We start from the raw sequence: 13,367 nt of genomic DNA, 5'->3' as shown, positions 1-13,367 counted from the left end.
TTTATTATAATCAGATTCAGTTATAATCACAACTTAATTCAAAAACTAAGAAATACAACATGACAACGCAAGCAAATACTAAATTTCCTATAGAAATTGATAAGAAACGAGATAATTTATTGACTAATTTTGGTAAAGCCGTCCTAAAGGATAGGTACTTATTAGCCGGAGAGGATTTTCAGGATTTATTCGCTAGAGTCGCTAGCTACTATGCTGATAATACCCAACATGCCCAGCAATTATATGAGTATATAAGCAAGCTGTGGTTTATGCCAGCCACTCCAGTTCTGAGTAATGGTGGAACTGATAGAGGGATGCCGGTTTCTTGTTTTTTGAATGAAACAGATGATAGTTTAGAAGGTATTGTAGACCTTTGGACGGAGAATGTTTGGCTAGCTTCGCGTGGTGGTGGTATAGGAAGTTACTGGGGCAACGTTCGTTCAATTAATGAGGAAATTAAAGGCAAAGGCACTTCTTCTGGCATTATTCCATTTGTCAAAGTTGTGGATTCTATGACCTTAGCTATTTCCCAAGGGTCAATTAGACGTGGTAGTGCTGCTATATATTTACCAATTGACCATCCAGAAATTGAGGAGTTTATCGATTTAAGACGTCATACAGGTGGTGATACTAATCGTAAAGCTTTGAACATTCATCATGGTATAGCTATAACAGATGCCTTTATGCAAGCAGTAGAAAATGATGAGGATTTTTCTTTAATTAGCCCTGATACTAAAAAAGTTGTACGGGTAGTTAAGGCAAGAGAGATATGGGTGAAGTTATTAACTACTAGAATAGAAACTGGAGAACCTTACATAATATTTATTGATACTATCAATAAATATATTCCTGAACATCATAAAAAACTTGGGCTACAGGTAAAAACTTCAAATCTTTGTAGTGAGATTACTTTACCAACTGGTATTGATCATTTGGGTAAAGCGAGAACTGCTGTTTGTTGCCTATCTTCGGTAAATTTAGAATATTTTGATGATTGGCAAAATGATCCAGAGTTTATTCCTACCGCCATGCGTTTTCTAGATAATGTTCTTGAAGATTTTATCACTAAAGCCCCAAACACTATGGAGCGAGCAAAATATTCAGCCATGCGTGAACGCAGCGTAGGGTTAGGGGTTATGGGTTTTCACTCATTCTTACAATTAAAGGATGTGCCGGTAGAATCGGTAATGGCAAAGGTTTGGAATAACCAAATATTTGAACATATTCATAAAGAAGTTGATAGAGCTTCCGTAATTTTATCTGATGAACGTGGGTCTTGTCCTGATGCAGATGAAGTAGGTAGTAAAGAGCGTTTTAGTAATAAAACAGCTATTGCTCCGACAGCATCAATCTCAATTATTGCTGGTAATAGTTCGCCTGGAATTGAACCATTTGCGGCTAATAGTTTTATCCAAAAGACTCTTACCGGATCTTTTAATGTACGTAATAAATATTTAGAAAAATTGTTAAATAGCAAAGGTTTTAATAATGATCAAGTTTGGTCATCAATTGCCACGCATGAAGGCTCAGTTCAACATTTAACTTTTTTATCTGCTCATGAAAAAGAGGTTTTTAAAACGGCACATGAGATTGATCAAAATTGGCTTATTGATTTAGCAGCAGATAGGACGCCACATATTTCGCAATCTCAATCTCTAAATCTTTTCTTAGCAGGTAATGTAAGTAAGATGTACTTAAATAATATCCATTTTAGAGCCTGGAAAAAAGGAGTAAAGAGTTTATATTATTGTAGATCAACCTCAATTCAAAGACCCGATAAAGTATCACACGATGTCAAGAAAGTAGATTTTAAAGATATTGAAATAGCTAATAAGAAAAAACAAGAAGAAGAGTCTTCTAAATATGATGAGTGTTTAGCCTGTCAATAATTTTTGATATCTAGGTTTGTCATATAGATTGCTTCGTAGTGCTTACGCACTTCTCGCAATGACGAATTAATAGGTACGTCATTGCGAGCGAACGTATGTGAGCGTGGCAATCCATGAAGCTTGTCATATAGATTGCTTCGTAGTGCTTACGCACTTCTCGCAATGACGAATTAATAGGCACGTCATTGCGAGTGAACGTATGTGAGCGTGGCAATCCATTAAGCTTGTCATATGGATTGTTTCGTCGCTACTAAAGTAGCTTCTCGCAATGACGGTGTTGCAAAGCATCCCCTCGCAATGAGGTGTATAATTAAAATTCGAATAAATTAAAAAGGAAATATAATATGTCTTTACTTGATGCTAGTCCAATCTATAAACCGTTTTCTTATCCATGGGCTTATGAAGCTTGGCATGTTCAACAACGAATTCATTGGTTACCAGAAGAAGTGCCGCTAGCTGATGATATAAAAGATTGGAAATATAATTTAACTCCTGGAGAAAAACATCTATTAACTCAAATATTTCGTTTCTTTACTCAAGCTGATATTGAAGTAAATAATTGCTATATGAAACATTACTCCAGGGTATTTAAGCCAACGGAAGTACTGATGATGTTATCAGCATTTTCTAATATGGAAACAATTCATATTGCGGCTTATTCTCATTTGCTTGATACTGTAGGTATGCCAGAAACTGAATATTCAGCATTTCTTAAATATAGAGAAATGAAAGATAAATACGACTATATGCAACGTTTTGGGGTAGAAACGAAAGAAGATATTGCTACAACTTTAGCAGTATTTGGGGCATTTACTGAAGGATTACAGCTATTTGCTTCATTTGCTATTTTGCTTAATTTTCCTCGTTTTAATAAAATGAAAGGTATGGGGCAAATCATTAGTTGGTCAGTAAGGGATGAGACGTTACATACTGATTCAATCATTATGTTATTTAAAACTTTTATTAGGGAAAATCCTGAAGTATGGACTGAGGAGGTTCGTGGTCGTCTGTATGAAGCGTGTGCTACTATTGTCCATTTTGAAGATGCCTTTATTGAACTAGCATTTGAAGTTGGTGGTATTGAAGGGTTAACTGCTAGAGAAGTAAAACAATATATTCGTTATATTGCTGATCGCCGATTAATGCAGCTTGGACTTAAAGAAATTTATTTAATTGATAATAATCCGTTGCCTTGGCTTGATGAAATCTTAAACGGTATGGAGCTTACTAATTTCTTTGAAGCAAGGGTAACCGAATATACCAAAGCTGCAACTGTTGGATCGTGGGAAGAGGTATTTGCTGATATGGATAAAAAACAAAAAAGCCAGCAAGAGATATAGTTGATTCAGGAGAATTTGGGGCTAAGAGCGATGGGGGGCATAAGCGTTAGTTTAAGAAAACAATAATTGAAGAACCGTCATTGCGAGGAGACCTTAAGGTCGACGAAGCAATCCAGAAAAGTGATTAGAAATGGATTGCCACGCCACCTACGGTGGCTCGCTAATAGACGAATTTTCTACTTTATTTTCTTAAATTAACGCCTATGCGATGGAGCGACGCCGTTCTCAATTTCTCATCAATTGACTATAATATGCTAAATTTATGCTATTTTGTATTAGTGGGGAAGATAATATATAGTATAATATAGAATATACATTGGAGAATAAAATAATATGACTATTGAAATTACAGTTCCATCCCTTGGAGAATCAGTATCAGAGGCTACTATTGCCAAGTGGCATAAAAAACAAGGAGATGTGGTTAAAGTGGATGAGCTACTTTTAGAGCTTGAAACAGAAAAAGTTACGTTGGAAGTAAATGCAGTTTCATCTGGGGTAATAAGCAAAATATTTAAGAATGAGGGAGATACGGTATCTGTCGGTGATAGCGTTGGACAAATTACCGAAGGAGCATTTTCTGCTGTAGCTTTACCTAGCACGTTAGGCAAAGAGGTACAGCAACAGCCGACAAATATAAACAGCATTGCTTCCCCACCTTCTGTACGAAGATTAGTGAGTGAAAATAAACTGTCATTAGATGACATAAAAGGCACTGGTAGAGAGGGTAGGGTAACTAAGGGAGATGTATTAGGATTTATAAATAGTCCAACAACAGCTTCATCTATACAAGCAACTGAATCACCTATTGTGAGCAATATTGCATTAGCAAATGCAGGGGCGGTAGAACGCGTTAGAATGTCGCGACTTCGTAAGACTATTGCAGATCGTTTGAAACAATCGCAAAATACCGCAGCTATTTTAACAACTTTTAATGAAATTGATATGTTGAAAGTTATTAATTTGCGTATGCAGTATCGTGAAGAGTTTGAGAAGAAGCATGGTGTTAAGTTGGGGTTCATGTCATTCTTTGTAAAAGCTACTATTGAAGCTCTGAAAGTAGTAGCTTCGGTAAATGCTGAAATAGAAGGGGATGAGATTCTGTATAAGAATTATTACGATATTGGTGTGGCAGTAGGAACAGAGCAGGGGTTAGTAGTACCAATAGTCAGGCAGGCTGACAAATTGAGTTTTGCTGGTATTGAGAAAGAAATTACCGGTCTGGGTAAAAAGGCTAGAGAAGGAAAGTTATCGATGTCTGATTTATCAGGAGGAACATTTACTATTTCCAATGGTGGTGTTTATGGCTCATTATTATCAACCCCTATTATTAATCCTCCTCAATCAGGTATTTTAGGTCTTCATAAGACCGAAGAAAGACCAGTAGCAATTAATGGCAAAATAGAAATACGTCCGATGATGTATGTAGCTTTATCTTATGATCATCGTATTATTGATGGTAAGGAAGCTGTTACTTTTCTTGTGAAAATCAAGGAATTAATTGAGAATCCAGATCGTTTGTTATTAAATCTCTAAGTTATAGTATGATAAGCACAAAAGTAATTAGGAGTAGAAGTTATGGTAAAAGAAAAATCTGTTTTTGATGATCTTGCTGTTAAAATTGAGAAATATCGTCCTACTATTGAGGATATAGGGCAATATATTGCAGCTCAGCATGCAGCTTTGGCAGACGACCCTAAGGGAAGTTTGAGTCTTAACCAATATTTAAAGAACATATATTTTCCTGATAAGAATGTAGTGGTAGCAGCGGATTTGTCTAATATGATTTTTGGTGCATCTGGTACTATAACCGATCTAAGTGGAGGAGATTTTACTGGTTGTATATTTAAAAATACTACTTTTAGAGGATGTAATTTAGAGGATGCGGTATTTTGCGATGTTGATTTTAATCAGGCTTATTTCGAAAATACCGTTCTAAGAAATGTAGATTTTAGAGGAGCTGATCTTGCTAATTGTCAGTTCTCTGATAATTATAAGGGATATTCTCAAATGGGGAAGGAGCGTGATATTGAAGGAATAAAATACAGTACGACCTCTTCTTTAGGCAGAAAATATGCTGATATAAAAAGTGATTTAGTTCGTCAAAAAGAGCAGAAGGAACTTATAAATAGTAAGACAAAAGAAGTAGCTGATGCATATGCAAATTTAAGTTATATGCAACAAGCAAAGATAGTACTAAAGGGTGAAACTGGTAATCAGCAATATGACAAATTGGTAGAAGAGTTGAAGCTAATGGTTGAGCAAAAAATATTTCCTAGAAAAGATAATGTAATGCATAAAACTTTTCAAAATATTTTTGGCAGTGAGAGCTGTATTTTTGATCCAGCTTATGTACGAGGGTCAACTAAAGAACAGCGGGATCAAGAAACTCAATATGTACGTCTAGCTCGAGAGGATATAGAGAAATATTTAGAGGCGAGAAAGGATGATAAAGATTTAAGTTTAAATGATTTTGCTAAAAGCAAATTAGAGCAATCGCAGATAAAGGCAGGAGCAAGAATTATTGCAGATTGTTCAAGTAGAGTTGATACTTCTACTAATAATGAATGGCATGATAGGGTCGATTTATCTGGCTTAGATTTTTCAGGGGCGGATTTACGAGGGGCTGTTTTTTCAGGATCCGTTTTATCCGGATGTGTGTTTAATGGTACTGATGTTAGTGAAGTAAGCTTTGAAGGTGCGGAGCTGGTAGCGGCTAATTTTGTTGGAGTTAAAGCAGATAACGCCAATTTCTTTAACAGTAATCTAAGTAAATCAACGGTCACTGATAAGAGTCAGTTTGTTCATGCTTTTATGTCTGGTTCTAATGGTCAGGAAGTTTTGATAAGCGACTCTAATTTTGATTATGCGAATATAAAAAATGGTAATTGGGATCGTGCAAAATTTACTAATTCAACATTTAATCATGCAAATTTAGAGGGTATTTCTTTAATCTCAGCAGATTTACGAAAAGTACAAATGCAGCATGCAATATTAGAGCAGGCCATTTTAATGCAGTGTAAAGTTATAGATAGTGATTTATCGAATGCTTTAATGAGTAAAGCTAAGGCACATAAAGCACAATTTCAAAATACTATACTAAACGGTATAGAAGGAAAAGGTATAAATTTATCAGAAGCTGAGTTAGATAGTTTTGTCAAATTGGATGAGGCGAATTTAGAAAAAGCTATTTTAACAAAGATTAATGCTGAAGGGGTGAATTTTATTCGAGCTAATATGAACATGGTGGATGCCCAAAATGCAAATTTTAGGAATGCGATTTTAGAAGATGTTAACATAAAATGTGCTAATTTAACCGAAGCTGTTTTAGAAGGAGCCAAAGGCCACGGAATTAATTTAAGTTATAGTACACTAACAAAAGTTCATGCCAAAAAGGCTGATTTTTCGAATAGTATAATAAGACGTATGGAAGCTCAGCAAGCCGATTTTACTGAGGTAAATTTTACCAATGCTGATCTCACAAGATCAAACCTACAAAAAGCAATATTGGAAAAAGTTCAAGCCGAAAAGGTTAGGTTAGAAGGAGTTAAGTTACGGGCAGCAAAATTAGCTGAGGCTAACATGGCTAAAGCAATAATCGATGTTGATACTAATATTATCGGTAGCGATTTGCGTGATTTACAAGGCAAATTTATTCAAAATGGTCAAGAAATCACCCCGCAGAAGCTTCAAGAACAGCAAATAATACTTGAGCAGGTAGAATTGCAACGGAAAAAAGATAATTCACCGAATATTGCTGTAGGTCTGTTAGAAGAGGCTGGAGCATTTTTTCTTGATGCTATTAATGTATTACCTCCAATTGTTAGTAAGATGCCTGATGTAAATGATATATATGAAAATTTCCTTAAATTTCAAGAAGTGAGATCAAAATTATCAAGTGATGAGTTGCTAGTTGAAGAAAGACAAAAATTACGAACAGAACAAGTGGAGTATGCATCTCATTTGATCAAGGGTGCTGGTACAGTACTTGATAGATATGTTACTAGTTTGACTGAAGAACAATCTAATCTTTTGAAAGATATTATAGCCAAATATTCTGTATTGCCAGTTTTAAAAGCTGTATTAAATCCTGTTGTTGGCAAGAAGAAAGTTGGTACTAATATACTTGATGAAGTAGATAAAGATTTTATTAGAAGAATAGTGCCGTTATCAGTAAATTTAGTAAGTGGGGTGTTAGAAGGAGAATCAAACAAAAAAGTACAAGAAATTTGTAAGGATCTTATAATTCCTGATAAGAAATCAGGACGTAATATCATAAAAAATGCTTTGGAAATATTTGTTAGTCCTCAAGTGGTAGCAGTGGTCAAGAAAGACTTAGTTGAATTTTTACGCAGTCCAGTTAATCAAAAAGAAATTACCCAAATTGCTGAGTACATTTTAGACGATAAATTTACTAGATTCGTGTCAAAAGAGTTTTTGGACGATACTATATCACTGGCAATTAATGCAAGTAGCACAATATTAGATCATACTCCTAAAGTGGTTGGAATCTATGAGTCGTATATGAAGCATCAAGACCTTGCTTTAGAGTTGTTGACTGGTGATGAAAAATTATCTTCTGACAGAAAAGAAGAAATAATACTAACACAAAAAGCTATGGTATCGTCTATTGTGGATAATGTTGATAAGGTTGTTCAAAGTCTATCTTATGACTTAAAACATACTCTACCGCAATATTTTGTTAAAAATAAAGGAAATATTCTAGGGTTTTTGGATAAACCAGAAGTTCAGCAAAATTTACGATTTTATGGTTTGAACCCTAAATTTGTACATGATGCAACAGCCGCAACTATTCCGTTTATTGTTGATGTCTTGCCGATAGTAACAGAACTTGCTGAAAGTTGTTTAAAAGACAAAGATGCTGTAGGGCTAATCATTGAGCAAACTAAAGATATTATGAGTGCACCTAAATCTGAACAATCAGAAAAGGTTAGTAAATTAGTCGATTCTCTTATTAAATTTAATAAAGATAATCCTAATGTCAGAGAGGTTTTACAGAAGAAAATCCCCGATCTTTTAATAAAACATGCTAAAGATCTCGGTCCTGTGGTTGAGAAATTTCTTAATGAAACCAAGATGGGTAAAAAACTAAAATTGAAAGGTGAAGCAGTTGTTAAGGTATTAGGGGATCATTCTAAAGAGCTAGGAGCAATAACTACTGCATATAGTAAAAAAGAATATGGGGCAATGGTTCGTCCATTGATGGGCTTATTATTTGATAAAAAGGTTCTAACTTTAGCTGTAGGAGCTGTAGCTAATATTTTGAAGCATAATTTTCAAAAGCATTTTGTGTCTAATTCAACACGTGGAAAAGTAATTGGTGAAGAAATGAGCAAGATGATTACAGATATTTTGCCTAATCTTAAACCAAATGACAAAAGAGATTTGTCTAAAATTTTTCAGGAGCGGGCTTATCAGTATAGTCAAGAAGCTCGTCTATCTAGTGAATATTCACCGATACTGGATTATTCCTTAAGTAATAAAGATTTAAGAGGATTGTCTTTTGAGACCGTTGATATGAACTTAGATAATTTCAAAGTTGAAGGATTTAACTTTAATAAGGTAACATTAGGCAAATGTTCGATTAAAGGTGCGGTATTTAAAGAATGTTCTTTTAAGAAAGCTATTTTTAAAGAACATATAGACTTTGAAGGGGCTACCATTGATGGCAGTACTTTAATTACACTTCTGCCAGCAATTCAGGAATATAACAAAAAGTATCCAGAAAAAACAATGAATTTAGATAAGATAAAAGTTGTTGGTGATATAAAAGAAGAGGTTAAAGCAAATCCTTTGTTAAAAAATGCAGATTTAACTAAAGCCACTGTAAAAAAAATAGAAATTGCTCCACCAGTATCAGTACCTAAGCCTGGTCAAGCAATATTGACAGAGCAGAGTAAAAGAAAAAATAGTGGAGTTCGAGCAAAATAAGGAAAGCAATTATAATCATTTTTTTTTGGTGCCACGACCACTACGTGGTTTTGCTAATAGATGTGGATAAGGTGAATATATAAGCAAATTTTATTATGACTTCAGACAAGCCAAAACATGACGAAATTTTTCGCAAATCTATGGAGAATCCCATAGTTGCTAAAGAGTTTTTGGCAACTCATTTGCCGAAGGATGTGTTGGCTTTAATCGATAGCACATCTTTAAAATTAGAAAAAGATAGTTTTATTGAGCCAGACCTTTCTGAAACTATTTCTGATGTATTATTTTCTGTTAAGTTTAATGATCAGGATGGCTATATTTTTTTGCTATTGGAACATCAAAGTACTGTTGATAAAATGATGGCGTTTAGGTTATTTAAATATATGATTAATATTTGTGATCGATATTTAACTACTAATCCTAAAGCTAAACGTCTTCCATTAATTTATCCTCTAATAATTTATAATGGTAAGAAGAAATATAACGCACCTCTTAATATATGGAATTTATTTAGCCATCCAGATTTAGCCAGAGGCTTTTGGACAAATGATTGTCAGCTTATTAACGTACATGACATTCCCGATGAAGAACTCAAGAAAAAAGTATGGTCTGGGATTTTGTTATTTTTCCTCAAACACATCCACGAACGTCAATTACTGAAAAGATGGCAGGAAATTTCTTATCTCTTGCCTAAATTGAGTAAAATAACAATAGGTCATGACCATATAAGAAATCTATTGAGCTATACTTTGACCTTTATTGAGCAAAATGATAAAATAGAGTTAGAAAAAATATTAAAAAATAGTTTAACTAAAGAAAAAGGAGAAGAACTTATGCCTAGTATAGCTCAAGTATGGAAAGAAGAAGGGATTCAAATCGGACTACAAGATGGTATCAAAATCGGAGAGGCTAGAGGCGAAGCCAAAGGTAGAGCCGAGGGTAGAGTTGAAGCAATGAAAGTTATAGCAAAAACTATGCTACTTAAACATAATACTATTAATGAGATCATTGAATTAACAGGCTTATCTAAAAAGCAAATCGAGAGACTAAAATAGACCTCTTGCAAAACTCTACTTCTGCTGGTAATTTGGACAATGATTCGGTACTCGAATCCTTATTTGCATTGGAGTATGCTGTGGAACCGTATAAGCGTCAGTTTAAGAAAATAAAGTAGAAAAGTCGTCTATTAGCGAGCCACCGTAGGTGGGGTGGCAATTCTTTTTAATCACTTTTCTGGGTTGCTTAGCCGATCTTTACGGTCTCCTCGCAATGACGGTTTCTCAATTATTGTTTTCTTAAACTGATGCTTATGCGTAGGCGGGAATCAAACGGTTAGTCGCACAAAAGGGTGCTCAATACAAAGGTACATATGGCCGTGGATGCGTATGGTATGCCGGTCAGAATTATTGTTACAGAAGGTTCCAGAAATGATTGTACTCAAGCTTGTGAGTTAATCCAGAATATGGAGGCACAACATCTTATGGCTGATAAAGCTTACGATACAAACGCCATAATAGAATCGGCTGTGAATGCAAACATAATTCCTGTAATACCATCAAAAAGAAACAGGAAGATTCAAAGAGAGATAGATAAATATCTATATAAGCTAAGGCACATTATTGAAAATACATTTCAAAAATTTAAAGAATGGCGTGGTATAGCAACAAGATATGCTAAAAATACAAAATCATACATGGCGGGTCTTTGTTTAAGGGCTTTACTAATGTGGCTCAAATCTCGTGACGACACACCCTAAGGTTCACAATTAGGAAGTAATAACTTTAATTCTCTGGCAATAATATTTCTCTTTTACCAGTGTGGTTAGGAGGGGATATTACCCCATTTTGTTCCATTTTCTCCACAAGAGTAGCAGCTCGATTATAACCAATTCGTAAACATCTTTGTATATAGCTAATTGATACTTTTCGTTCTAATTGTACTATTTGTACCGCTCTTTTATATAGAGTCTCGTCACTAGTTGAATCATCTCCAGAACTTTCGACATTTACTTCATCATCATCTAGTTGTTGGGTCACTGCTGAAAGATACTCAGGAGTTCCTGTTGCTCTTAAATATTCGGTTACTTTCTCTACCTCTTTATCATCAACAAATGGACCATGAACCCTGGTAATCTTTGACGAATTACCCATATAAAGCATGTCTCCCATACCTAGTAACTGTTCAGAGCCTTGTTCACCAAGAATAGTTCTACTATCAATCTTAGAAGTTACTTTAAAACTGATACGACTTGGAAAATTAGCTTTAATTACCCCAGTAATAACATCAACAGAAGGTCTTTGAGTTGCCATGATAATATGAATACCTGCAGCTCTTGCCATTTGAGCAAGACGTTGTATCGATAATTCGATATCCTTGCCAGCTACCAGCATTAAATCAGCCATTTCATCAACAATTACTACAATGAACGGTAATTTCTCCATATTCATTTCAATTGTTTCATAAATAGGCTTGCCGGTTTCTGAATCAAATCCTGTTTGGATAGAACGCTCTAATATTTTACCGCTTGACGCAGCTTCCAAAATTTTAGCATTATAACCAGCTATATTTCTTACCCCAATATTTGACATTGCTCTATAACGATTTTCCATCTCTTTTACTGCCCATTTAAGGGCTACTACCGCTTTGTTTGGTTCGGTAACCACTGGGGTTAGAAGATGTGGTATGCCATCATAGGTTGATAATTCAAGCATTTTAGGATCGATCATTATTAACCGACATTCTTCTGGGGTATAACGGTAAAGTAGGGAAATTATCATCGCATTAATTGCCACTGATTTACCTGAACCAGTCGTACCTGCAACTAATAAATGGGGCATTTTTGCTAAGTCTGCAACAAAAGGCTTGCCAGCTAAATCCTTACCTAAAATCAATGGTAGCATAATGCTATTATCTTGATATTCTGGGGTTTCAATTAATTCTCTTAGACAAAAGAAAGCTCGTTGTTTATTTGGTAATTCAATACCTAAGACGTTTCTACCCGGTATTACAGCTATTCTAGTTGATATTGCAGATAATGATCTGGCAATATCGTCTGATAAACCTATAATCCTAGAAGATTTAGTACCGGCAGCTGGTTCAAATTCATATAAGGTTACAACCGGACCTTGATTAATATTAATGACCTGACCTTTAACACCAAAATCATTAAGAACAGTCAACAATATTTGGGCATTATGTTGTAATTCTGATAAAGTTTCCACTTTTATATTTTGGCTATCAGCTTGTTTTAATAATTCGATAGGTGGTAAGTCTGGTAATTGGTCATTTTCTTTTCTTGATGCAGATTGTTTCTTTAAATAATGAGATTGTGGATCATTATTTTTTCCTAAATCCATTTTGTCAGCATATGAAGCTTCTTCTTGATTAACAAAAGGAGCCCTTTTTATCAAAACTGGTTTAGTTGAGTTGCTATTTGTTGATGTTGTAGGTAAGGATATAATTTTTTTATAAGGTATTAGTTTGAGTAATTTAATTATAGCATTCCAAAAAGCTGAAAATTTTATTTCTGCCAGTAAAAATAATAAAATAAACGTGACAATAATTAAAGCATAATCGGCTCTAGCATCTAATTGTTTGACTAGTGGGTAAATAATAGTACCGACTGTTCCGCCGGCACCAGCCGGTAAATAATCAATTTTTATCTTAGTGCAGACTATCGATAATGATATAATTGAAAGCAGCATCACCATTATCCTGATGGTAACCCATTTTTTCTCTAAACGCCACACGCTCAAAGACCAAAAAAAACAACAAATGGGTAAAATAAACGACGCTATACCAAAAAATTGGTAAAAAATATCTGCCAAATAACAACCAAAATAACCTAATAAATTACTTGGATATTTGGCTGTCACAGAATTAAAGGAAGGATCGTCTGGATTATAAGTTACTAGTAATAAAGTAGTAACGCAGCCTACCAACATTAATAGAGCAGACCGCACTCTATTATTAGTAAGAATCCTGTTGATGTAGTATAACACAAAAATTGCCTAAAAAAATGAACCACTTTGGTCGTTGCCTAAGATCCTCAAAGAACCTAGTATATATAAATGGAATCCATATATCTGCATAATAGACTCAGACAGGAATGTTTCCTAATAGTAAAAATTATAGTCCCAGGGCAATACGTTAAGCTCACGAACCAAGTAGCTCGTCTATTACACTCTTC

The 13,367-nt window shown here is 34.7% G+C and carries 7 protein-coding genes; 6 read left to right on the top strand and 1 reads right to left on the bottom strand.

Annotation, left to right across the window (positions count from 1 at the left end; genetic code table 11):
• The first annotated feature begins 59 nt into the window (after positions 1–59).
• From ACQH1V_RS04895 to ACQH1V_RS04870, 6 genes are all read left to right on the top strand, one after another.
• Positions 60–1,889, top strand: a complete 1,830-nt coding sequence (locus ACQH1V_RS04895) for a ribonucleoside-diphosphate reductase subunit alpha (protein WP_341759429.1) — start codon at positions 60–62, stop codon at positions 1,887–1,889.
• 344 nt (positions 1,890–2,233) lie between these two features.
• Positions 2,234–3,229 carry a ribonucleotide-diphosphate reductase subunit beta gene (locus tag ACQH1V_RS04890; RefSeq protein ID WP_341749239.1) on the top strand — a complete coding sequence of 332 codons (996 nt, stop codon included), beginning with the start codon at positions 2,234–2,236 and terminating at the stop codon, positions 3,227–3,229.
• Between the two features lie 333 nt (positions 3,230–3,562).
• Positions 3,563–4,762: a 2-oxoglutarate dehydrogenase complex dihydrolipoyllysine-residue succinyltransferase gene (gene odhB, locus ACQH1V_RS04885; RefSeq protein ID WP_425360051.1), complete on the top strand. Its 1,200-nt coding sequence runs from the start codon at positions 3,563–3,565 to the stop codon at positions 4,760–4,762.
• A 42-nt stretch (positions 4,763–4,804) separates the two neighbouring features.
• Entirely contained in the window at positions 4,805–9,178 is a 4,374-nt protein-coding gene (locus tag ACQH1V_RS04880) for a pentapeptide repeat-containing protein (RefSeq protein ID WP_425360050.1), read from the top strand.
• Between the two features lie 95 nt (positions 9,179–9,273).
• Positions 9,274–10,233, top strand: coding sequence for an Rpn family recombination-promoting nuclease/putative transposase (locus tag ACQH1V_RS04875; protein WP_425360049.1), 960 nt, complete (start codon positions 9,274–9,276; stop codon positions 10,231–10,233).
• Between the two features lie 335 nt (positions 10,234–10,568).
• The gene (locus ACQH1V_RS04870) at positions 10,569–10,934 is read left to right on the top strand and encodes a transposase (protein WP_425360048.1); all 366 of its coding nucleotides are present in this window, start codon (positions 10,569–10,571) and stop codon (positions 10,932–10,934) included.
• A gap of 25 nt (positions 10,935–10,959) precedes the next feature.
• Here the strand turns inward: ACQH1V_RS04870 and ACQH1V_RS04865 are convergent, their stop codons facing one another.
• Positions 10,960–13,179, bottom strand: a complete 2,220-nt coding sequence (locus tag ACQH1V_RS04865) for a DNA translocase FtsK (RefSeq protein ID WP_425360047.1) — start codon at positions 13,177–13,179, stop codon at positions 10,960–10,962.
• Positions 13,180–13,367: the final 188 nt, after the last annotated feature.

This window comes from Candidatus Tisiphia endosymbiont of Ceraclea dissimilis, assembly GCF_964030735.1.
Classification (GTDB): domain Bacteria; phylum Pseudomonadota; class Alphaproteobacteria; order Rickettsiales; family Rickettsiaceae; genus Tisiphia.
Note: the sequence above shows the minus strand (reverse complement) of the source record. Positions and strands in the feature narration are given on the sequence as shown.

What these genes read in the sequence shown, in the direction of transcription:
- ACQH1V_RS04895 (WP_341759429.1), top strand. Translation starts at nt 60, where the DNA reads ATGACAACGCAAGCAAATACTAAATTTCCTATAGAAATTGATAAGAAA.
- ACQH1V_RS04890 (WP_341749239.1), top strand. Translation starts at nt 2,234, where the DNA reads ATGTCTTTACTTGATGCTAGTCCAATCTATAAACCGTTTTCTTATCCA.
- odhB (WP_425360051.1), top strand. Translation starts at nt 3,563, where the DNA reads ATGACTATTGAAATTACAGTTCCATCCCTTGGAGAATCAGTATCAGAG.
- ACQH1V_RS04880 (WP_425360050.1), top strand. Translation starts at nt 4,805, where the DNA reads ATGGTAAAAGAAAAATCTGTTTTTGATGATCTTGCTGTTAAAATTGAG.
- ACQH1V_RS04875 (WP_425360049.1), top strand. Translation starts at nt 9,274, where the DNA reads ATGACTTCAGACAAGCCAAAACATGACGAAATTTTTCGCAAATCTATG.
- ACQH1V_RS04870 (WP_425360048.1), top strand. Translation starts at nt 10,569, where the DNA reads ATGCCGGTCAGAATTATTGTTACAGAAGGTTCCAGAAATGATTGTACT.